This is a genomic window from Flavitalea sp. (assembly GCF_035489435.1).
Lineage (GTDB): Bacteria > Bacteroidota > Bacteroidia > Chitinophagales > Chitinophagaceae > DATHKG01.
This window is the reverse complement of the sequence record NZ_DATHKG010000096.1, coordinates 1-23995: the sequence shown is the minus strand read 5'-3', so window position 1 is coordinate 23995 and position 23995 is coordinate 1. Positions and strand designations below refer to the sequence as shown.

General features: G+C 39.1%; 16 protein-coding genes and 1 pseudogene. 8 read left to right on the top strand and 9 right to left on the bottom strand.

Going from position 1 to position 23995, the window contains the following annotated elements:
* Positions 1–25: 25 nt before the first annotated feature.
* The 8 genes from asnB to VK664_RS15600 all read left to right on the top strand — a co-directional run bounded on the left by asnB (position 26) and on the right by VK664_RS15600 (position 11041).
* Positions 26–1987 (top strand): asparagine synthase (glutamine-hydrolyzing), encoded by a 1962-nt coding sequence (asnB, locus tag VK664_RS15635; RefSeq protein ID WP_461399617.1) that lies wholly within the window; start codon positions 26–28, stop codon positions 1985–1987.
* Positions 1988–1998: 11 nt separating this feature from the next.
* Complete coding sequence (locus VK664_RS15630) at positions 1999–4152, top strand: bi-domain-containing oxidoreductase (RefSeq protein ID WP_461399616.1); 2154 nt, start codon at positions 1999–2001, stop codon at positions 4150–4152.
* 22 nt (positions 4153–4174) lie between these two features.
* Positions 4175–5332, top strand: coding sequence for a prenyltransferase/squalene oxidase repeat-containing protein (locus tag VK664_RS15625; protein ID WP_461399615.1), 1158 nt, complete (start codon positions 4175–4177; stop codon positions 5330–5332).
* A complete protein-coding gene (locus VK664_RS15620; protein ID WP_461399614.1) occupies positions 5316–6344 on the top strand; it encodes a DUF354 domain-containing protein in 1029 nt (342 codons plus the stop codon). The genes VK664_RS15625 and VK664_RS15620 overlap by 17 nt, the downstream gene beginning before the upstream one ends.
* Positions 6341–7351 (top strand): Gfo/Idh/MocA family protein, encoded by a 1011-nt coding sequence (locus tag VK664_RS15615; RefSeq protein WP_461399613.1) that lies wholly within the window; start codon positions 6341–6343, stop codon positions 7349–7351. Before VK664_RS15620 ends, VK664_RS15615 begins: the two co-directional genes overlap by 4 nt.
* 22 nt (positions 7352–7373) lie before the next feature.
* A complete protein-coding gene (locus tag VK664_RS15610; RefSeq protein ID WP_461399612.1) occupies positions 7374–8360 on the top strand; it encodes a hypothetical protein in 987 nt (328 codons plus the stop codon).
* Entirely contained in the window at positions 8357–9490 is a 1134-nt protein-coding gene (gene wecB / locus VK664_RS15605; RefSeq protein ID WP_461399611.1) for a non-hydrolyzing UDP-N-acetylglucosamine 2-epimerase, read from the top strand. The genes VK664_RS15610 and wecB overlap by 4 nt, the downstream gene beginning before the upstream one ends.
* 159 nt (positions 9491–9649) lie before the next feature.
* Entirely contained in the window at positions 9650–11041 is a 1392-nt protein-coding gene (locus VK664_RS15600) for an undecaprenyl-phosphate glucose phosphotransferase (protein WP_461399610.1), read from the top strand.
* 617 nt (positions 11042–11658) lie between these two features.
* Here the strand turns inward: VK664_RS15600 and VK664_RS15595 are convergent.
* The 9 genes and pseudogenes from VK664_RS15595 to VK664_RS15555 all read right to left on the bottom strand — a co-directional run.
* Positions 11659–12582, bottom strand: coding sequence for a polysaccharide biosynthesis/export family protein (locus VK664_RS15595; protein ID WP_461399609.1), 924 nt, complete (start codon positions 12580–12582; stop codon positions 11659–11661).
* 183 nt (positions 12583–12765) lie between these two features.
* The gene (locus VK664_RS15590; RefSeq protein ID WP_461399608.1) at positions 12766–14157 is read right to left on the bottom strand and encodes an undecaprenyl-phosphate glucose phosphotransferase; all 1392 of its coding nucleotides are present in this window, start codon (positions 14155–14157) and stop codon (positions 12766–12768) included.
* Between the two features lie 12 nt (positions 14158–14169).
* Positions 14170–15558: a WcaI family glycosyltransferase gene (locus VK664_RS15585; RefSeq protein ID WP_461399607.1), complete on the bottom strand. Its 1389-nt coding sequence runs from the start codon at positions 15556–15558 to the stop codon at positions 14170–14172.
* Between the two features lie 654 nt (positions 15559–16212).
* Positions 16213–19110, bottom strand: a complete 2898-nt coding sequence (locus VK664_RS15580; protein WP_461399606.1) for a YncE family protein — start codon at positions 19108–19110, stop codon at positions 16213–16215.
* 165 nt (positions 19111–19275) lie between these two features.
* The gene (locus VK664_RS15575) at positions 19276–20256 is read right to left on the bottom strand and encodes an NAD-dependent epimerase/dehydratase family protein (RefSeq protein WP_461399605.1); all 981 of its coding nucleotides are present in this window, start codon (positions 20254–20256) and stop codon (positions 19276–19278) included.
* Between the two features lie 10 nt (positions 20257–20266).
* Entirely contained in the window at positions 20267–20860 is a 594-nt protein-coding gene (locus tag VK664_RS15570) for a WcaF family extracellular polysaccharide biosynthesis acetyltransferase (protein WP_461399604.1), read from the bottom strand.
* A 42-nt stretch (positions 20861–20902) separates the two neighbouring features.
* Positions 20903–22117 carry a glycosyltransferase gene (locus VK664_RS15565; RefSeq protein ID WP_461399603.1) on the bottom strand — a complete coding sequence of 405 codons (1215 nt, stop codon included), beginning with the start codon at positions 22115–22117 and terminating at the stop codon, positions 20903–20905.
* 10 nt (positions 22118–22127) lie between these two features.
* The gene (locus tag VK664_RS15560) at positions 22128–23309 is read right to left on the bottom strand and encodes a glycosyltransferase family 4 protein (protein ID WP_461399602.1); all 1182 of its coding nucleotides are present in this window, start codon (positions 23307–23309) and stop codon (positions 22128–22130) included.
* 8 nt (positions 23310–23317) lie between these two features.
* Positions 23318–23995: pseudogene (locus tag VK664_RS15555) on the bottom strand (hypothetical protein); the annotation flags it as partial.

Below are 23995 nucleotides of genomic sequence, written 5' to 3'. Positions count from 1 at the left end.
TATTATCCGATGAAGTCACAAAACATTGCAAGAGCGCCAACCAACGATTATTCGATCAAAGAATTTTAAATTAGGTTACCTACTTTATATGTGTGGATTAGCAGGATTTTCTGGATTCGACGATAATTTGCAATTGGCCCAATTGGCAAATGAAATACAAAGACATCGAGGTCCGGACAATCAATCAATTTGGCAGGATGATTTTATTGCTTTTGCGCATCAAAGGTTATCCATTCTCGACCTGTCAGCTGCTGCAAATCAACCTTTTATTAAAAATAATTTACTTATTGTTTTCAATGGGGAAATCTATAATTACAAGGAACTTCGAGCACAGTTGCAGTTAAATTATGGGATTAAGTTTGTTACCAATTCTGATACGGAGGTCATACTTGAGATGTTTAACTGTTATGGTCTTCGAGCACTTGATCACCTAATCGGTATGTTTGCTTTCGCCCTCTATGATACAGTTAAGAAATCTATGATCATTGCGAGAGATCACTTTGGGATAAAGCCGCTTTTCTATACATATATAAATGGGGCCTTTGCTTTTAGCTCAGAACTGAAAACCTTAGTCGATATTCCCGGATTTGATAAAACCATTAACCCTAAATCGTTAGTAAGCTGTCTAAACTATCTCTGGGTTGCTGGAGACGACACAATGTTTAAAGGGTGTCATAAATTACCCCCCGCTCATTATCTAACATTTAGTAATGACGAAGGCATTAAAATTTCTAAGTATTGGGAATTTGATGATTCTTTAATTAACGATGACAGTGAGAACGAAATTATTAGTGATGTGGCCGATACACTTTCTGACTCAGTGAAACGTCACATGGTCGCTGATGTACCAGTAAGTGGATTTTTGAGCGGAGGTTTAGACTCATCGTTAATCATTGCCATCGCAAAGAAGGCACAGCATGATTTATCTACGTATACAATTTCAACCTCAAAAAGGGACAAGAAGATAGAACAAATGCCTGAAGATGAAAAATATGCCAAGATCGTTGCCAGCATTTTCAATTTAGACCACAATGTAATTAAGATCGATGCAGATATCTTATCGGAACTTCCTAGAATGGCGCGCACTTTAGATGAGCCAATTGGAGATCCTGCAGCAATAAATACTTATCTAATCTGCAGGGCTGCTCGGCAGGAAGGAGTAAAGGTTATATTATCCGGGATGGGCGCAGACGAAATCTATTTGGGGTATAGACGACACAAAGCCACCCTTTTGGCATTAAAATATAATAAACTTCCGGTTTTTCTAAAATTCGCGATTGCCAAGATAGCCAAGCGTATTCCTGTCAAGATTTTCGGAAATGGATTTAAACTCGGAAGGTGGCTTAGACGATTTCTGAGTTTTGCTACTCTTCCTTTCTCTGAAGCATACATGAGAAGTTACTCATATTTTGATACTTATGAATTAAAGCAAATGCTACGGGACGAATACGCATCTTTTGTACCAAATATTGTTTGCGACCATAATGATTTATTCAAAGCAAAATATAAGAATGATCCTGTAAACCAGATGTGTAATATAGATACACAAATGTTTATGTTGGGACTGAATTTGACTTATACTGATCGCGCATCTATGGCAGCATCGGTTGAAGTAAGAGTACCTTTTATAGATAAGCTTGTAGTGTCTAAGGCAATGCAAATACCTGGTTCTCTTAAGATAAAAGGAGGCACGCTGAAATACGTTCTTAAAAAATCTGCTGAAAAGTATCTGCCTAACAAAATTATTTATCGGCCAAAGGCGGCTTTTGGTGCACCGATCCGTTCTTGGATTTCGAATGAACTTAGTGATATGGTCGATGATTTGTTAAGCGAACGAAATATTGTAAGCAGAGGGTTTTTCAATTACCCTTTCATAAAGAAAATGATTGAGAATGACAGAGGAGGTTTAGCAGATAATGCTTACCAAATCTATCAACTTTTAACTCTCGAATTATGGTGTAGAGAATATTTAGATAAAACCTCGTAAACGTATAATCATTGAAACAATTAATTCAAAACTTTAAGTCAGGAAAATTGTATGTAGACGATGTACCAATGCCGTCCATGTCAGAAAGAATGGTATTGGTGGAAAATAAATTTTCACTAATTAGTTCAGGTACGGAACGGAGCACTATTAAAGTTGCGCAGGCAAATTTATTGGGAAAAGCGAGACAGCGTCCGGACCTCGTGGCCCAGGTGTTAGCAAACATCAAGAAAGAAGGTTTCACTGCAACTATTAATAAAGTTAAAACAAAGCTTGATTCATTGAAAGCTATGGGCTATAGTACAGCTGGCACTGTGTTAAGTTCTCTCGACGATGGTGGTAGCTTTCAACCAGGTGATAGAGTTGCGTGTGCAGGTCAGGACTATGCGTCTCATGCGGAAATTGTCAGCGTTCCGCAACATCTGGTAGTTAAAATACCTGAAAATGTCAGTTTCGAAGAAGCTGCCTTTACTACTCTGGGGGCAATTGCCCTGCAAGGTGTACGTCAAGCAGAACCAAAGCTAGGGGAAAAAGTCTGTGTAGTCGGTTTAGGTCTTCTTGGACAATTGACAGCTCAACTTTTGAAAGCAAATGGTTGTGACGTTTTCGGGATAGACCTTTCAGAAAGGCTCATCTTACTGGCCAATGAACTTGGAATTTCTAAAGCACTTCACAGGAGTGACATAAATCTAATGAGCGCTTGTGATAATTTTACAAACGGACATGGTTTCGATAGCGTGATAATTACCGCTGCGGCACCGACCAATGACCCAATTGTGTTATCGACAGAGATAAGTCGCAAAAAAGGTAGAATTGTAGTGGTAGGCGCCGTCAAAATGGATGTGCCCCGGGACCCCTACTTTTACAGGAAGGAACTGGAATTAAGAATATCCTGCTCTTATGGTCCTGGAAGGTACGATACTGATTATGAAGAGGGGGGTATTGACTACCCTTTTGCTTATGTAAGATGGACAGAACAAAGAAACATGTCCGTATTCCTCGAAATGATTTCTAAAGGACTTATCAACGTAAAACCTTTAGTAACTCACACATTTAATATTGTCCAGGCAGAAGAAGCTTACAACATCGTTCTCGGTAAAACACAAGTACCACATATTGGAATCTTGTTAAAATACAAAGACGGAAGCAGCAAATTTTCTACATCGACACGAGTAAAAAATCTGCCTTTAAAACAATTGAATGTCGCTTTTATCGGAGCAGGCAGTTTCGCACAAAGCTATCTTATCCCTAATGTGAAGTCATTTGGCGCATCTCTAGACACTGTCGTCACATCTAAAGGTATTACTTCAAAAAACGTTGCTGAAAAGTTCGGATTCAATTTTTGTTCAGCTGATATTAAAGATATCCTGGAAAAAACAGACATAAATACTGTTTTTATTGCTACGCCGCATTCGTCTCATGCAAGTCAGGTTATCCAATCAATCAAAGCGGGCAAATCTGTTTTTGTAGAAAAGCCTTTGGCTGTCACTCAAGAGGAATTACAAGCGATTATAAAAATCGACGCATCGAGCAACGTTTCATTAATGGTGGGTTTCAACAGGCGCTTTGCTCCAATTTGCGTAGCTATTAAGGAAGCGTTCAAAAATTGCGGAGAGCCTTCTGTGATAAACATACGCATTAATGCGGGCTTCATCCCCAAGGACCATTGGACTCAAAACCCGGCTATAGGAGCGGGGAGAATAATCGGTGAGATGTGTCATTTTATAGACTTAATGCAATTTATGACAGATGCAGAACCAGTGAAAGTGTATGCTGACTGCATTCAGTCAACTAATAAGAAACTGAAAGTTGATGATAACATTTCTATAGTAATTAAGTTCAACGACGGTTCCATAGGAAATCTTACCTATGTAGCAAATGGAAATAAAAGTTTACCTAAGGAACATATTGAAATATCTGGAGCTGGTATCACCGCTGTAATTAATGATTTTCAGTCTGGAACCCTCCATAGTGGAAATAAAGTAATTAAGTTGAAATCATCGGGAAAAGGGCATCAGGAAGAAGTGAAGTCTTTTCTGTCAGCTGTACGGGATGGTAACAAGATGCCAATCAGCTTTAGGTCGATTTGTCTGACCACACTTTCTACTTTCAAAATAATCGATAGTCTAAAAACTGGCTTACCTCAAGAAATTTGTTTAAATGCGTGAGCTTGTAAAGGCCTCTTTCAGTTTGTTGGAAAAGTATTGCCATAATGAACAATTTAGAGGCTGGGATCCATACGATGGTTTAAATAGCAAGGTCTTCAAGGCGACACCTGTCTTGCCCAAAAATCGATTAAGTCGGTTAATGTGGATTCAGTTTATAAAAAAGATGCCTTTCAATTTGAGACCTGCACTGGGGATCGAAAAGGATATCAACCCTAAGGGCCTGGCATTATTTATATCGGGATATTCGAAATTAAGTGAGATTGAAGCTTTCCGCCACGACTCTGTCCAACAAATAAAAGTACTTGCCAGTAAGTTAATTTCACTTCGAACTCAAGGCTACTCAGGCAATTGTTGGGGATATAACTTTGATTGGGAGTCCAGAGCATTTTTTCAAAAGAAATATACACCTACGATTGTTGCAACGACTTTTGTAGCTAACGCATTCGTTGATGCATATGAAGCAACAAATGAAAGATCATATCTTGAGCAAGCGATTTCCTCCAAGGACTTTATTCTTAAGGATCTTAAACGAACATATAATGACAATGGCAACTTTGCATTTTCGTATTCTCCCTTTGACAACACCTCTGTCTTCAATGCATCCTTATTAGGGGCAAGATTATTAAGTCGATTGTATCTTTACACAAGGGATGATGAATTAATTAGAACCGCAAAAAAAGCGGTTGCTTATTGTTGCGATTATCAAAATTCAAATGGGTCATGGTTCTACAGCACATTACCATTCCATCAATGGATCGACAACTTTCATACAGGATTCAATTTAGAATGCATATCAGAGTACGGTAAGTATTCGGGAGACAAAAGTTTTCAAGGCAATTTTGACAACGGTTTGGCTTATTATCTCAACACTTTTTTTGATAAGGAAGGGAGATCGAAATATTATAATAATTCTCTTTACCCTATAGATATTCATGCGCCGTCACAGATGGTCATAACATTGGCAAAATCAAATTGCTTTGAAAGCAATAGGGAACTAATCGATAAGGTGATGAAATGGACCATTGAAAATATGCAATCGCCTAAAGGTTACTTCTTTTTTCAAAAAACAAAATACTATACAAACAAAATTCCGTACATGCGATGGTCGCAGGCGTGGATTTTTTATGCATTAGCTTATTACATTAAAATCACAAACAAGGACATTGAAAATTTGGTTTGATCTCTCCAACTCGCCTCACATAAATCTTTTTTATCACCTAATTCGTGACCTGGAAGATTCAGGAAATGAGGTTGTAATTACATGCCGGCCATTAGCTAACACTATTGACCTGTTGGACCAAAAAGCGTTGAATTACACCGTTATCGGTGAACATTATGGAAAGAAAATTCATAAAAAGATATTTGGTTATCCTGTCAGAGTTTTGCAATTAAGAAATTTTTTGGCTAAGCTTTCACTAGATCTGGCTGTTTCTCAAAGTTCGTTTCATTCTCCATTGGTAGCAAAGCTGTTGGGAATTCCTTCTATATATACAAACGATAATGAACATGCGCTAGGAAATATTCCTTCATTTCTTTTTGCAACCAGAGTATTTATACCGGAAAACTTATCGGTGGATAAAGTTATTAGGCAAGGAGCAGCCAGAAAGAAGGTCACTCAATATCCCGGGGTGAAGGAAGGTATTTATTTGTGGCGATCAGGTGAAAAGATATATAAGAAGCGTACTGAGGTAGCTAACAAAATAGTGAGACTATATGTCAGGCCCGAGCCTTTGACTGCCCAGTATTATAAAGGAGGATTGAATTTTCTTGACGACACATTGATTGCATTACAAAATAAATATTCAATAACCGTATTGCCTAGAGACAGAAACCAAACAAACCACTTCAAACAATCTAAATTTTCATCGTTAACTGTACCCGATAAGCCTTTGCATTTTGAAGATATCGCTGCTAATTGTTCCTTGTTTATTGGAGCAGGTGGTTCAATGACAAGAGAGATGGCGATTTTGGGTATACCTACAATTTCAGTTTATCAGGACAACTTATTAGATGTTGACAGTTTTCTTATTAAAAAGGGATTGATGTACTATGAACCTCAAATAACCCCGGAAAAACTCATTCAGTATATAGAACGGTCTTCAAATGAGCAACCAGATACAGAACTCTTAATAAAAGGTAAGCTAGCATATGAAATGTTCAAATCCCAAATACTAAATTTTAGAAAACCATGACAAAAATTGCATTGATTGGAGCTGGTAAAATGGGGATATCTCATCTATCCATTTTAGGGGCACACCCCGACGTAGAATTGGTAGGAGTAAGCGATACATCTAAAATGGTATTGGATGTATTTAAAAAGTATTCCCCTTTTCCTTGCTTTAATGATTATGAAGAAATGCTGGAGAAAGCCAAGCCAGAGGCCGTAGTGGTAGCTGTGCCAACGAAATACCATGCAGCAATGGTTACAAAGGTTATGGACTATGGTAGGCATGTATTTTCGGAAAAGCCATTGTGCCTCACTTCTCAGGAAGGTAAAGGCCTTGTCGAATTGGCGAAAACAAGAATGCTTATTAATCAGGTAGGTTATCATAACAAATTTATTGGCACTTTCCAGGAAGTAAAGAAACTTATTGACAACGGGTACATCGGCGAGATATTTCATTTTGTAGGTGAATCGTATGGACCAGTTGTAGTTAAACAACAAACCAACTGGAGATCGGATCCTAAAGAGGGCGGGGGCTGCCTGCTTGATTATGCTTCGCATGTTATAGATCTTATCAACAATATCCTTGGTCCAATCACTAAAATAAAAGGAACCTTACTTAAATCATTCTATTCTAAAAATGTAGAGGATTCGGTGTTTTCTCTCATGGAGATCAATCCGAAACTGTCAGGCGTCCTGTCCGTAAACTGGAGTGATGAAACCTATCGCAAGATGTCAACATCAATAACGATAGTAGGTAGCAAGGGCAAGATAATATGCGATGCAAACGAATTGAAAGTCCATTTCAAAACCTCTGCCTGCCCCGACGGATACACCAAAGGATGGAATGTAAAATATGTAACCGATCTCACGGAAAATGTCGATTTCTATCTGAGGGGCGAAGAATATACTTCTCAAATGGACTATTTCATAAAGGCCGTTCAGGGCAAGGTTCCAAATACAATTAACACTTTTCAAACAGCCTGGCACACTGATAAAGTCATCGAAATGATAAAAAATAGCTCAAGCAATTAATAAATTCCCTAAACCTAAACTGATGAATAGAATATTATTTGGCGATAACCAGTTTTTTGCCGTTAACCACATTTCAGACGAGAAATCGAGGGCTCAGGCAATTAAGTTCAAAAATGATCAGGCCATTCTTAAAACACTTGATCATGCGATAGATAATGGCATAAACACGTTTATGTGTACTACTCATGACAGGATCGCAAATATTTGTGAGTACGTAAGAAAAAATCCCGAGCGATATAAACAATTTAGCATTTACCCGTGCATGCCATATGCACATAAATATGCAAATGCCGTCACCGAACTTGGAATTGCAGGAACGCTGAAAGAATATGTACCAGGTAATTTCTTAGGCTCCTTGTTTAAAGGTGGAGTGGCTTACTTATCTAAGGACTACTTGTCTATCATGGAGCTACTAATTGATGCTGAAATGAAAATGTTTAAAGGAATCAATACACCTGTAATTTTTCTGCAAAATGTGATCACCGATCTATTATTAGGGCTGGGAATGAATGACATTTTGAAAGCATTCAGTTTGTATGTTGAAAAGAAGTATAATGCGGAAGCGGGATTCATAACCATGAACATGCCTAAACTTTTATCAGTGTTAAACGGGGTAGGAATTGACAATCCTATTATCTGTACTTCCATTAACAAAATCGGTTTTAGAATGTCAGGAGGTATTAAAGAATATGAAAAGGTATTGAATACAAAAAAAGTAAGAATTGTAGCCATGCAAGTACTTGCATCAGGAGCCATTCCTGTAAAAGAAGCAATAGAATATGTGTGCAATCTACCCTGTGTTGAATCTATTCTTTTTGGTGCATCCACAAAAGATAATATAAAAGAAACAGCTTCCTTAATCCACGAATTCGATGCTGGCGTTAATTCATATCATTGGGAATTGAAAAAGCTTAATCATGATATTCAACAAATAGATAATAAAATCGAACAACTTGAGCATGATTTTCACAATTATGGTCATCCCTTACAACCAGCCATTAACTTATGAAAATTACTCTGGTAGCGGGAGCCCGTCCAAATTTCATGAAGGTTGGGCCAATTATTAAGGCGCTTCAACTAGCTCAAAAATCCACTTATCTCAGCTATAGACTTGTGCATACGGGTCAGCATTACGACAAAAAGATGAGTGGCGATTTCTTCGAGCAGCTAGGTATACCCGAACCAAATGCAAATCTTGTAGCTGGTAGTGGCACACAGGCAGAACAGACTGCTACAATCATGGTACGCTTTGAAAAGGAGCTGCTAGCTTATCCACCCGACGTTGTCCTTGTAGTAGGAGATGTAACATCGACGATGGCATGTACAATCACCGCAAAGAAATTATGTATAGAGGTAGTGCATGTTGAAGCGGGAATACGTTCGAATGACATGTCCATGCCTGAGGAAATAAATCGCATGGTTACAGATTCCATTTGCGATCATTTCTTTACCACAAGCGAAGTAGCTAATCGAAATTTGCTAAACTTCGGGATAGACCAGTCGCGTATACATTTCGTAGGAAACACGATGATAGATACATTGTTTCAAAATATGGAGAATCTTCGGCAGCCACAGTTTTGGCAACAATATCATCTTATTAGACGCAAGTATTTCGTAGTCACACTTCACCGACCATCCAATGTTGACGATTCTGACAATCTTACAAAACTATTGGATGTGATAGCAAATGAGACACATGAACATCCAATTGTATTCCCAATACACCCCAGAACCAGGAAAAATCTAAATTCAAAGTATATAAATAATTCAAAGTTTATTCTGGTTGATCCGATTGGGTATCTCGAGTTTATATATCTTGTAAGTAACTGCAAAGCTGTTATTACAGACTCGGGTGGGATAACAGAAGAAACAACTGTTCTTAATGTTCCTTGTATGACATTAAGAAATTCCACCGAAAGGCCAGAGACTGTGACAATAGGTTCGAATGAACTGATAGGGACAAATCCTGAGAATCTCAGACCTTACTTGAAATCATTACAAAGGGGCGCATGGAAAAAGTCTGCGATTCCACCTCTTTGGGATGGAAAGACGTCTGAACGCATAGTTGCAAAATTGATCAGTTTATATTCTGCAAGTGTTGACACAATTGTAACTCCATTAAATGATCTTGTTGTTTGATTTGAATTTCGGGTCAACGACATTGCTACGCGCCCTCTCGATTAACGTTCTGCATGCCAATATGCCATTAATAAATCTGATTTGACTAATGGCTATTTACCTAATTAATAAGTGGGCAATCGAAAAGTAATTACCAATGATCCAAAACAATCAAAAATCATGAATCAAAGCTTTGTACTGACGATTAAATTCATATTTGCAGGTCTGGATTTGTTGGTTTTAAACCTTATTTATTTTGTTCTTGGTTGGTATATTCTCAAAGCACCTATATCTGTGACTGAGGGCGAATATTTATATTTCGCCATATTTTTAAACGGGGAATGGCTACTATGTTGCTCATTTTATAATCTTTACAACAGCAAGTACGTCAAGCAAATTGAGAGCTTTATACTTCGGACCTTACATACGTATTCCCTATTTATTGTAATTTCGCTGGTGTATTTATACTTCAGCAGACAACTCGAAATTTCGCGAATTTTTGCCAGTGCGTTTATAGTTTGTTTCCCACTCAGCCTGCTTATAAATCGTCTGCTGTATTTGATAATATGGCTTCATTTCAGGGAAAAGGAATACTTGATTAAACGTGTGATGATTATCGGTTACAACGATATCGGAAAAAAACTTGCTACATACTTTGAACGAAGCAACACACAAATGCAGTTAATTGGTTTTTGTGAGGAGTTAAGTAATGTACACGAACTTTCAAATTACCCAATTTTAAATACCCCAGGGAATGCAATTATTGCCTCCCGTGAGCTAAAGATCACTGAAATATATTCGACTATATTGCCGGAACAGGATAAAAGAATATATGATTTGATGCATATGGCTGACCAGGCTTGCATACGATTTAAGCTTGTACCTGATTTTAGTCTTTTTGTCAACCGCCCCATGCACCTAAAATATTTATCGGGTATGCCAGTACTTTCCTCGCGTACGGAACCACTGGAAGATCTGACAAACCGGATCAAAAAAAGATTGTTTGATATTGTTTTCTCTACTTTTGTTATCATTTTTATATTAAGCTGGCTTATTCCGATTATAGCAGTGGCAATCTGGCTGGATTCAGAAGGGCCTATATTTTTTATCCAAAAAAGATCAGGCATTAATAATAAACCTTTCGGTTGTATCAAGTTGCGAAGTATGAAAGTAAACCCGGATGCGCACCGTATTCAGGCAACAAGAAATGACGACAGGTTTACACGGGTTGGAAAGTTTCTAAGAAAAACGAACCTTGATGAATTTCCTCAATTTTTCAATGTGTTCAGAGGAGAGATGAGTATTGTGGGTCCTCGACCACATATGCTGAAGCACACTGAAGAATACTCCGCTATCATTAGTAAATACATGGTAAGACAGTTTGTTAAGCCTGGTATTACCGGCTGGGCCCAGATCAATGGTTATAGGGGTGAAATTGTCGTTCCAGAAGATATGCAGGCAAGGGTTGATCATGATATCTGGTACATGGAAAACTGGAATATGTTGCTGGACCTAAAAATTATTTGTCTTACCGGTTATAATTTCTTCAAAGGCGACAAAAATGCATTTTAACAATTAAGTGATCTTACTAGTCAGTTTAGATACATACCTTTAATTAGTAATCCTTTCTCCGTCTGGCAGCAGACTGAATTAATTCTTCTGATCGTATGCGCTCCTCTCATTATTCCCCATCAATATTTACTAAAATCATTATTGAGTCTCCTTCGACTCAACCAATCACTTTCACTCACTCACAACTTCCTCCATTCCAAAAATCCGCCTTCAAAAATATCATTGGTAAAATCTGGCAACTTTGACTAGTGTTTCTTACATTGCTTTTCTTCAGGTCTGCATAAACGTAGTCGTTACTACGAAGATGATAATAGGGAGATGTAAGACTTCGTTTAAGTTAAGATAAGTCGTTTTATTCTTTTGCACACCCGACTCTCCGAATAAGTAACGATCTCGCGGTTTACTTGAAATTCTAGCCCTCCAGCGATTCCAATCAACTGCAGAATAGAGATTGTTTCATCAGGGAGTTTAAATACTGCCAACTGACTTACTTATCCTAAAACTTAATTCGGAAATTTACAAATTGCATATCGACATCCGGGGCAAGAACTATTTTTTGTTAGGAGATCAGGAAGGATAACGCGCAGGTTAAAAATTCTATTGTTCGCAAGGTTCATTCAACGGGTAAGGATATCTAATGTTATTATTGCAAATGACAAACTTCCCAAAATGATGGGAATAAGTTGCCAGGATTGGCTTGTGTTCCTAACCTTTGTCTTATTTGGCTCGGCGTATACTATGTCATTCGAGCGCAAGTAATAGTACGGTGAAGTAAAGATTTCGTTCGAGTTCAGATTCAGACGTTTTATCTCCTTATTGCCGTCTACTTCTCGTATCAAGAGGACATTTTCCCTATTTGCATAGATTGTAAGATCCCCTGCCATTCCAATCGCTTCCAGGATAGAAATTTTCTCATTTGGCACATTGACCACTGCAGGTCGTCCCACCTCACCTAAAACAGTAACTCGAAAGTTTACAAATCGTATATCAACAATAGGGTCGACAAGTAACTTTTTGTCGAGCAAGCTGTTGATTATTTGAGTTTTAAGCTCTGATTTTGTCAAACCAACAGCTTTCAGGTTACCTAAAACCGGAAACTGTATGGTGCCGTCCGGGTTAACAAGATATCCATTTGCTTCGCCACTGACAGATGTTGCACCGCCCCAAGAAACATTGTTAGTTTCTTTCGGCGTATTGAAAATCAGGCTGGCCTCCGGATTGAGGCTACTCACGTGGATGGCAATGATATCATTGTGTTGGATAACCGGCTCCAGGTCCTTCGTAGTTGCTGGGATCTTACTGTCAGTAATGTTGTTAAAATAAACAGCTTTTCGGGTGTCGACACATGATACAAAAAGAATATTACAAAGAATCACCACCGTTGCAACAGCAACCGCACTCTTGCGAATCATCGTATAAATCATTTGTGTTTTGGTTAATTTGCGTGTTAAAGTACGGAAGTTTTGAATACGCCCCATATACGTTTCACACAAAGCCAAAATTATTTTCCAACGATCAACTCCAAATAAAAAAACCCGCAAGGCTGTCACTTTATCAGCTTGCGGGTACTAACTTATTTGTTAGAAATGAATGTTAGATAATCCTGAAATTCTTTAATTGCGTGAGCTTGACGGTATTATTCTCAAATATTTCAAACTACTTTTTAAAGTCGCTGCCGATGGTGCGATCGAAACTATTTGTGAAGGCTTGCCAACACTTTCTTATCAAAAAGCATTGTCTTCACCTTTGAAAATATTATATACGGTCATGGCCATAATTTTTAAGTCAAGGTACATGGTCCAGTTTTCCATGTACCAGATGTCATGATCAACCCGAGCCTGCATATCTTCCAAACGACGGGTTTCACCGCGGAGGCCATTTACCTGCGCCCAGCCTGTAATACCGGGCTTTAAAAACTGCCTGACCATATATCGGCTGATCAAAGCTGAATAGTCCTCGGTATGTTTCAACATATGTGGACGGGGACCCACAATACTCATGTTACCTCTTAATACATTTATAAACTGGGGAAATTCATCAAGATTTGTTTTCCTCAGGAATCTACCAACGCCGGTGAGCCTGTCATCATTACGCCTTGCCTGCACCAGGTTCGATAGCGTGTTGACCTTCATGCTACGAAACTTGATACAGTTAAAAGCTTTGTTATTTAAACCCGATCTCTTTTGAACAAAAAAGATCGGTCCTCTGGATTCAAGCCAGATTGCTAACGCAATCAGCGGAATCAGCCAGCTAAGTATAAAAATGGTTGCAAACAATGAAACAGAAATATCAAACAACCTTTTCTTAATACGATTCACCAGGTCATCAAGAGGCTCTGTCCGGGCCGTCAGCACTGGCATCCCGCTCATATAATTAACATGCATTGGTTTGTTGACAAACAAACCAAAGTCGGGCACCAGTTTGAATCGTATACATGCCTGGTCGGCCTTTTGCATCAAATCATAGATACGATGATCCTGCTCAGGAAGAATTGTTGAATATATTTCGGTTATCTTAAGTTCCTGCGACATCAGCATTGCATTATTGGGTGTGCTTACAATCGGGTAACGGGATAGCTCATTTACTTTGCTATATTCCTCGCAGTACCCGATCAGTTTCATGTGCGTGTTGTTTTTTTCGAAATGTGTTGCAAGCTGTTTTCCTATGTCATTGTATCCAATGATCATAATACGTTTGATCAGATTTTCCTTGTTCCTGAAATGTAACCAGGTAAACAAATACATCAAGCGATTTATCAGAATGCATGCAGGATAGAACGAAAGAAATGCACATACAAAAATGCGGGACAACTCCATCTGGTGCGTGAAGTATAAATATATTAGCGTCACCACCAGGAAAAGGAAATATGTGTGTGCACTTTTACGCATAAAGGTCTCAAAACGATGGGTGGATGTACCCTCGTACAAACTATGGATAGCCGCGCACAAAAGCCAGGTTACATTGATTACAATCCAGAGTGTAATGTAGGCGCCATCATTGCTCAATAGATCGACATTCAGCAAATACCATTTGGTGACAAAATAAACAGTGTTTAGCATCATGATATCTAACACCATGAACACCACACGTAAAAGAAAAGCGAATTTTTGATTCATACCGGGGATTTATCAGATGGTGGATTCAGGAACAGCTTTATTTTCAAGAGCAGCTTTATTTTCAGGAGCCGCCTTGTTTTCAGGAACTGTCTTATTTGCAGAAACAGGTGCAGACTCTGCAGATTTGGTCACAATTATTGAAATAGCGGGTTTAAGAATTTCGCCACTGTTGATATCCAACATGAACTTTCTGATAACATTATCAAGTGTCAGGAATTCTTTTGCAAATTTGCGGGCATTGGTCTGTATTGATGCGTATGAATGTTGAAAGGCACTCAATATCATATCCGTAAGTGCAACCTGGTTCTCAGGTTCTACTAACAAACCCATGTCATGTCTTGCAACAATATTATACAAACTGGTTTTGCGTGCCGCGGTCACAAGTGCCAGTCCACCCACTGAAAGGATAGTGGTGAGCTTGGATGGCATTACCAGGTCGGTTGCATTTGCCTTTTGCAACACAAGGTGCAGATCTGCCATGTTCAGAAAATCATTAAAATCTTCTTTTGGTTGTAGTGGCATAAATCTGACATTGTTCAGCTTCATTCTTGTGACATGTCTGGAAAGTTTTTCCTTGTATGGACCAGATCCACAAATAATAAACTGAATGTCATGATGACGCAGCTCTTCGGCTGCATGAAGAATAGATTCGAGTCCTTGTTTCTCTCCAATAGCACCTGAATATAGAACCACCTTTTTTTCAGGCGATACACCAAACTTTTTCTTAAGGTTAAGTTTTGTATTAACCGGGAAAAAAGTTTCAGTATCAACCCAATTTGGAAAAAATATCACTGGTTTATTGCACCTGTCAATAATTTTCGTGATCATCCCTTCAGAAATGCTGCTTACATAATCTGCACGACAGAGAATGAATTTTTCGAGGTAAAACATAAAACCCAGCAACCATTTTGATTTAATCATCTTCAGTTCTTTTGCAGCATCTATCTGCAGATCCTGGATATGATAGATAAATTTGGCGCCTTTCACCCATTTGTATAGCAACCCCAGTAATCCAAGCTGGAAAGGCGGTACTACCGCAATTACAACATCATACTTTTTGGTGAAGAACAGGAAAAACACACGAATGAGGGCAGAGAAGAAAAAGGAAAAATCCGAAATAATACGCTTAAGCCCGGATGGATTTTCGGGAATATAATGCGGGCAGCGGTAGACCCGGATGCTGCTATCTCCTGTAACAAGATCTTCATTACTGTACCAATAACCTTTTTGTTGATAAGGATGTTGTCTTTTCCAATGAGGGTAGTAGGGATAACTTGTGATAACTGCACAGTCATACCCCTGTTCTGCTAACCATGCCATCATCTCACCATTGTACTTTCCAATTCCGGTTGGTTCAGGAACATAATTCCCTCCTAATAATAAAACTCTTTGTTGTGCCATAAAACTTAAAGATTTCGATTTGCGAATAAGGATGGCAGGCAATCGAATCTTTAATTAAACTGATTTGCTAATCGGGAAATGAAAAATTTGAATCAGAGCTTGGTTAACCATCAGCGCATGGAATCAATGCTGAAACAGAATTTGAGATTGTTCAGAATTTTTTGTTGTAGGATGAGGTTCGGTTGGTGGAATTCAGATCTTAAATAGGATTGGGAAATGAAATTGAATATTCACGGGTACACAGTTGAAATGATTATTCTTATTGGATAGAAGACTGAATTGATTTTTGTATAGGATAAACGATAAAGCGCCCTGGAATTTAAAAACCATTGGATTCTTGAAGGTGGAATTTCGGATATCGGGATGTTGCGGTGAAGGCAGCTAATATTAGCCGGCGATGAGCCTGAATACCGATCCAGTTTAGGAACTGGATTGGAAAAATCATTTTCCGGATCGCCGATATAGCGAATCCGGAAAATAGAAACTTTAAAGTGGGTGTGTTAAGATGTTATGGATATGGTTCTGGTAAAAATGCAGTGCAATCTGATGTTGAATTTATCGTGGTTTTTCAGTGTTAATTTAGAACTGTTTTATTTTAGAACTGTGTTAATTTAGAGCAGTGTTAATTTAGAACTGTTTTATTTAAGAACTGTGTTAATTCAGAAGCAGCTTTCGGAATAGAAAACTATTGCCTTCAACAATCATATGGTATATGCCCTTTGGTAAAGCAGACAAACCGCTGATTATATAATGACCTGTGTTCCCTGAATGAACAATGGTTTTCTGCATGGTCAGTTGTTGATTTGTATTGATCAGGCTAACGCGGTAGTTGCCGGCTGGTGTATCATTGAATTGCAGGGAAATATTGTTTCCTGAAATAGGATTAGGCGCAACTTCCAACCTGGCATATTTATCTTTAATGTTAACAACCGCGGTGTCACTATACGAGGGTTTCCCCTCCATTGTTTTATAACTGATCCTGTAGTAATTTTTGCCGGTTACTGTTTGATTATCGTTGTACAAGTTGACTGTCCGCAAATCGCCAACTGGTGTAAGAACTGAAGTAAAGGATACATTATTTGTAGATTTCTCCAACCGGTAATTGGTTCCCTGATCAGGGCTTTCAACAGAAAAGAATACTTGTGCTTTGTTGTTTTTCTCAATCGCTTTCACAATTATACGATTTCTTCTGAGCACGATACCCAGTTTGGTGTTTACAGTGATAATCTCTTTTTTAACCGATGCAAGATTACTAACCTTCCATTGATGTACACCACCATGGTGACTCTCATCACAATGATAAATGTAATAATCTTCTCCAATTTTTGTGATGCCGGCTGTGAGCGAATTTCCTGCCATTTCGGGAACAGCTTCCTGGTCCCACACCTGCTTGCCATTCACGACGTCACGTCCTGTTACCCCAAAAATTCCAATTAAAAGGCCATCGTCATTTACATGCTGCCATTTGTTGGTTTGGCTCTGTTTCCAGAATTCTCCATGATAGTTCCAGAAGATATTTTCATCTTTTACCAGAATTGGTCCACCCGGATATTCTACACCATTTCCCATATCGTATGAACCATCAGTAGGGTAGTTGCCAGTGTAAGTCTTCGCCGTTCCCTTAGCCGTTTTCCACATCCATTTATTTGTTCCAAGTTTAATTGCTCCAAGATGCCATTTCTTACTTGCCCAATCCGGATTAGCTGACCCGCCTTCATAACTTATCAATAAATCAGATGAGGTTACAGGAGCAGTGTTGGATCCCCATTCTACGGTAAAGCGATACAATGGATCTTCCAGGGTTGCCGGTGTTGAAAGCGCGAGTGTTTTTTGAGGCTTCCATGCAGGATTATTATTTCCGTCAAAACCAGTAAGGGTCCGGATATACCATATAGTACTAACGCCGGGTTTGAAATCATCTACCCATTTAAGATTACCATCCGGATATAAAGAAGTGGAAGTTTGCACAAGGATACCTGTATAGCGGATATTGCCGGATGGTGGTAACTCAACTATTTCTTTTCTCCCGGCGATATTGCTTTTTACAAAGGCATAGGTTCTGCCATTACTCAATGTGGTGGTATTTATCAGTCTTGTAAATTCATCATCTTTTGTATGATCAACACTATAAGACCAGTTTTTAACCACCTTCCAGGATGAATTGCCAGGTGCCAGTTTTTTTGAATAGTCCACTTCAAATTCAAGATAACCAGAGGTCACCCTTGAAGGCTTCGCAGGATCTACCGAACAACTTCTTGAATTAGGTATATACATGATTGATTTTGAAAATTGCCTGTCGGCATCATATCTCAATGATCTGAAATTTTCTGTGTCACCGACCCAGAATGAACCATCTTCCTGGAAAGCAATGAAAGTTTTCTTCGAACCGGAAACCTGCCCAAAAAAGAATTTGTTATAACTAACTGAAGGATCTGTTGCATAACCACCGGCTTGTCCCAGTGTCCAGACCAGGGCTCCGTTAACTGTGTTAAAGGCTTTAACCTGTTGACTATTGCCTCCGTCACAAACAGCTATAATAGTATTGTCAAATGAGATTCCGATTGCCAAAGGGTTTTGAAGATTTGTTATGGATATTCCGGCGGGTTGAATAGTTCCATCCGTAGCAACTAAATATTTTGAAACGGTTTTGCCAGCCTGAACCCATAAATTACCCGCTTTGTCAATTATAATCTGTCCGCAATCAGCAAGCGTTATCTGTCTGACCGGCTGTCCTGTTGTTTTATCAACGACATGAAGCTTATTCAGCTTGCCGTGAGCAATAAAAAGAAGGTTACCTGTTTTCTGGACAGCTAAACCGGTAATGGTGCCATTGTCATCTCTCAGTTTATCAATGATACTATTGTAAACTGAGAACCAGGTACTTTTATAACTTTCTCCTGCGCCAAAAGCTTTTTCGGTTTGACCGATGGCTTGGGTGGCAAATACATAATTCAAATTCTTTTTTGGTTCGAATGGATCACAACCAGCCCAATAAACAGATACCCCGTCCGTTGCTACAAAGCTGGTTTGTTGTCCATAAGTTTTTTTCGGTGCAGCGTTTAGACTCTTATTTGGATCATTGATGTTGAAACGCAACTGGGCATTCATAGCTTCGTTATAGTCACAGGCCGCATACATATCGTTACCACTGGCGGCCATACTGGTTATACTTTCGAAGTTGTGATATTTGGTGCTACCTGAGATGTTATCGGAATTATTGCCTATAATTCCTTCCCAGCTATATTTTACATTATTTGAAACGACTTTAATAACAACTATGCTATCGTCCACGACTAAGCCATCATCGTTTTTTTTGTCCCACATCGAAGAATGGGTCCCTTCATTATATGTCTTATTGTTCCAAAGTGTTCTTAACAATACACCATCTGTGTTATAGACTCCTGCGCTGGTCCTGGCAGTGGTATCAAGGTTGAAAGCAAATGGGATAGTATCCCGGGAAGATGAATGAGCAGACGATTCGCCTGGTAGAAAATTAAATAGTAGTACGACCACTATTAATAATAAATTATTAAGAGACTGCATAGGTTTCATAGGATGGATTGGATGCCCCCTGAGGGCTATAATGAACGCTATACAGCAGAAAAGATTATGCCATAATTCAGTGTGTGTTAGATGAAGGTTTCCCAAACGGAGAATAGTGAATTCAACAGTATAAGAATCAGTCTCTTATTAATTTGTAATAAGGGTAAAATTTAGTTAATTAGGATTATTTATTTCATACCCTTTATGCTTTTCAAGCCAGTTAAGCGTTTGCTGAATACCTTCCTTCCTGCTGTAAACGGGTTGGCCGGTTACTTCATACAAATCTTTTAATGGAAGTATATTGTCAGTTGTCATGTTTTTAAGCCTGAAGCTTGTAAGTGGAAACTTTATTTTTAGTAAGCTTAATGTATCACCTACAACTGCTGCAACCTTTAAAAGGTTATAAGGTGTTCTCCTTATTCTACCTTTTCCCATGTTCACTGAAATTTCATTTGCCCATTCCGAAATTTGAATTGGCGGATCATCACCGAGATAAAATGTTTTCTTATTTATATTGTCTGCATCCATCAGGATTCTTATCTGTGCAACAGTATTGCCAATGAAACCATAGGTTTTCCGGCATGCCTTGCCAAAATCGAAATATCGCTTACTATACACCACTTTGAAAAAATCAATATAAGGAATGTCAAACCATGGTCCCCATATAGAAGTAGGCCTGATAATCGTCCATTCGTAACTGGCATTTTTGATAGCCTTAACTATCTGTTCACCTTTAACCTTGCTCTCACCGTAAACTGTGTGGGGCTTATAACTGTCATAATCCTTGGGTATCCATCCTGGCTTACAGACATACATCGACGAAGTAAATATTACTCTTTTAAGATCCTGTAATTCTGCCGCGATCCTGATGATATTCCGGGTGCCTTCGATGTTTGGTTTGTAGTATTCAAGATCAGTGCCGTTCAGATCTGTAACAGCAGCAAGATGTATGATTATATCCGGTGCAAAAGACTTTATTGACTCAGCAAGTTTTTGATAATCCAGGATATTGATATTTTGCCAATACGAAAGATGAACATCTATTACCGGTTTTTTTGAGTCAATGTTTAATATTAAAAATTCATCATTTCGAAGACTGTCGATAAGATTTGTTCCTATAAATCCCGATCCGCCTGTAATCAATACTTTTTTCATGTTTGAATTTTTAAACTATGTGCTGGGCATTAATGATAACTGTATGTTGGACTTGCTGCGGAATACGGTCTTTTATTGGTTTTGCCGGCGTGCCAGCACAAATTTTTCCTTCCGGCATGTCTTTCAAAACACTGCTTCTGGCGGCAATAATCGAACCTTTCCCTATAGTTACACCTGGTGCTATATACACATCATTTGTGATCCAGCATTGGTCTTCGATAACAACAGGTTTTTGAAAGATGTCGAATGTGGATTTGTGGTATTCATGACCACCCGTGTTTACATAAACTTTATGGGCAAGTGCTACATGATTGCCAATGGTGATTTGTCCAAGGTTATACAACACACAATCATCGCCGATCCAGGTATTATCGCCAACAGTTAGTTTCCAGGGATAAGTCACTTTTACCGAAGGGCGGATATTTACGTTTTTACCTATTTGGGCCCCAAATAATCTTAAAAGAAAAGCCCGCCATTTGAATAATACCTGCGGAGACAAACGAAAAATTGTGTCCTGGACAATCCACCATAGCTGCACTTTTACTTTTGAGCCGCCCCTGAATGTGGCAGGCACTTTGAATGAACTAAGATCCTGGTAAATCATATTTTACTCTGTAACATTAATTATCCGGCAACTTCTGATTGCCTATCCGGCAACTTCTAGTTGCGTTGAAATAGAAAATGAACTTATCACATTGACAAGTTTTTCTGCGGTGCCGGAAGTTGAAAAATTTTGTTGGTAGGCTGTAGTGGCGATTGTCTTAAGACGAATTTTATCCCCGGCTGAAAGATCCTGATAGAAATCCATCATTTTCATGGCGCCATCATCGTCATCAGTTGATACAAAACCAACTTTTTCCTTTACTATTTCGCGCCAGATATTTACCTTGTTTGAAATCATAACCGGTTTTCCACATGCGAGCGCTTCAATGATAGCAATCCCAAAATTTTCCTGGTGACTTGGTAACATAAAAGCTTCGCAATGATAAAATGCACCCCATTTCGCAGGGCCGGTTAACATGCCAGGAAACACTATAAACTTTGACATTATGCTTTGGTCAGCTAATGACCTGATATAAGCACCATATTCGGTATCCATCCCGGGACCGGCAATCACCAACATTGGTATAGTATGAGAACCGGTAGAAACAAACGGTGAATATGTTTTTTCAAATGCCTTTAAGCTAAGATCGACTCCTTTCTTTTCATGTATCCTGCTGAGAAAAAGTAAATAAGGTTTGCTTGCTATCTCAGGGCACTTTCTGTAAAAAGCTTCCTTCATAGTGATTTCGTAAAAGGGAGGTTGGTCTACACCAAGTCCAATAACCAATTCCTTTTTTGGTTTATACATACTGAAAGTAGTCTTAGCCAGTTCTTTTTCTTCCTCGCAGGTAAATAATAATCCGTCTGCACTGTTGATCAGGTGGCGTTCGATGATGCTCCAATAGAATGAATTTCTAATTGCTTTGATTCGCCGGCCCCTGGCTTTTTGGAAATATGGATCCAGCATACCATGAGGCATTACCAGGAGTTTTAGATTTTTGCGGTTGCTTTGTTCTAAGGCTTTGCGGACAGCATATCCATAATATAACCATAATCCATGAACGATCACGACATCAAATCTTGAAATATTTTCGTTTAACCACAGGCCCAGTTTTTTATTATATGCCCAAAAACCTTTGGCCGGACCCATTTCATGAATCATAAATCCGGGTTCCTGTTGAAGAGAATGCGGTTCATCAAGGCTCAGTATTTCATTATCAACACCTGTTTCTACAAGTGACCTGACCATGGTTCGCACTGCCTGGGAAACGCCACCCATCAGTGGATCCATTTTATGTGTTATGTGTAAAATTTTCAAAACTGGATTTTTAGTTGGCTACCGGTTGGTTAGCGTTAAGAATCTGGTTGTAGATAGACTCTACCTGATTCATCATAGCCTGCGGCTCAAATCTTTTTGCATTTATTAGCCCCTTCTCAACGAGTTGTTCATATTCAGCACCGGGCATTGAAAGAATTTCTTCGAGAGCCTTTGATCCTGCCTTCGCCCACGAATCTGCCATCGCTTGCTGAGAAGGCCGCCGCGGAATAAGGATAGCTGCATCACCTGCAACTTCTGTCATTGGTGCTTCAGCCGTTGTGATAACAGGTGTGCCAGATGCCATAGCTTCAGCTATCGGCCAGCCAAATCCTTCAGCGATTGATGGAAAAAGTAAAACATCTGCACCTGGATAAGCAATACGCAATAATCTGTCGTCAACACCAATAAGTAAATGAATAGATGAACGGAACGGCGATGACTCAACTGCCATAGTCAATTCCTGGTTGGGAGCTTCTCCTATTAAGACAAGGTCTGCTGGTGTCCGGGATGTTTTACGCCATTGATCATAGATTTCTATGACACCTTTCCTGTTTTTATAGAAATGATTTCCCCCGACATGCAGGATATATCGACCGTTGATATCGAGTCTGGCTGATTTGATAAATTCCTTACGTGCATGCGCTTTCTCAACTCTTTCAAATTTTTGATTCAGGCCGTTATAGACTATATGTGATGATACGGGCGGTACCATTAAAAATCTTGACAGTTCGTCTTGTGTTTGTTTCGAGATGGAAATAAAGTGTTTTCCTTTCTGAAATCCTTTGCGGATATATTGTTGGTACTTTTTTCCTGACCAGCCTGTTTTATTTTCATTTATTTCTCCCAATGCAGAACGTTGTGCAAGGAAATCATGACAGTGAATTACATGATGTCTTTCGGAAACGAATGGCACCCATGGCCCAAGAGCATGATCGGTAAATACAAACAATGTATTTTGGGGAACTGATTTTATCCTGGATTTTATGGTGAATGGGAATAGCAGGTATTGGTCAATATAACCCATCCATTTCTTAAGCTTCCGGTTTGGTGACAATTTATAAAAAAAGCTTTTTGCCGTCCATACTTCTACGTCGTGACCCTTACCGGTCATTCCTTCAGCAAGCATTTTGGCATATCGCGGCATACTTTGATGAGCCAGGAAATCAGGATGTGCAAAAAATATAATTTTCAAATCAGCGCTTATTTATATAAGGAATTGTAATTCCCAATGGGTTCAGGCTCCTCATTTGTAGACAAAGATGCTGTCTCAGCATTCTCATCCCGCAAAGCAGCTACCAACATTCCGGCAACAATTGTGCAAAAGCCGAGAGATGTGGGCTGGGCCCAACCACCTTGAACGATCAACAAAAGTCCAAAGCTTAATAACATCCATGGCAGATAATCTCCAGCTTTTAATTTCCTTAATGCGCCGATAAAAACCTGGAATCCAAATGAAAGCCTGATTGCAATTAACAGTAAACCTAACAACGGACCGATTTCACCAATCAATCTTGGCCACTCATCTTCTGCGATAAGGAATTGCCTGTCGCCGGTAGTAAGCTGGCTGCCTACATTTGTACCAAGTCCTAGTCCATAACCAAAAAAGGGCAGATCACCGGTATTAAACACCGAACCAAACATCCCCATAAGGAACCTGTTTACAAGTGTTCCCTGTAAACCACCTTCATCTGCGCTTGCGTTCTCAAATCTTAATAAAAATGCTTCGGTTGCTGTATTTATAAATTCAACCTGTTGTAGAATTATGAGCGCGAAATAACTAACGGCCGCTGTAAATAAAAGTTTACCGAGATGCTTTGGATTTCTGACAAAAGCTATAACTGCAAATAGCAGCGAAATCATGATTTGAAAAAGCAGTCC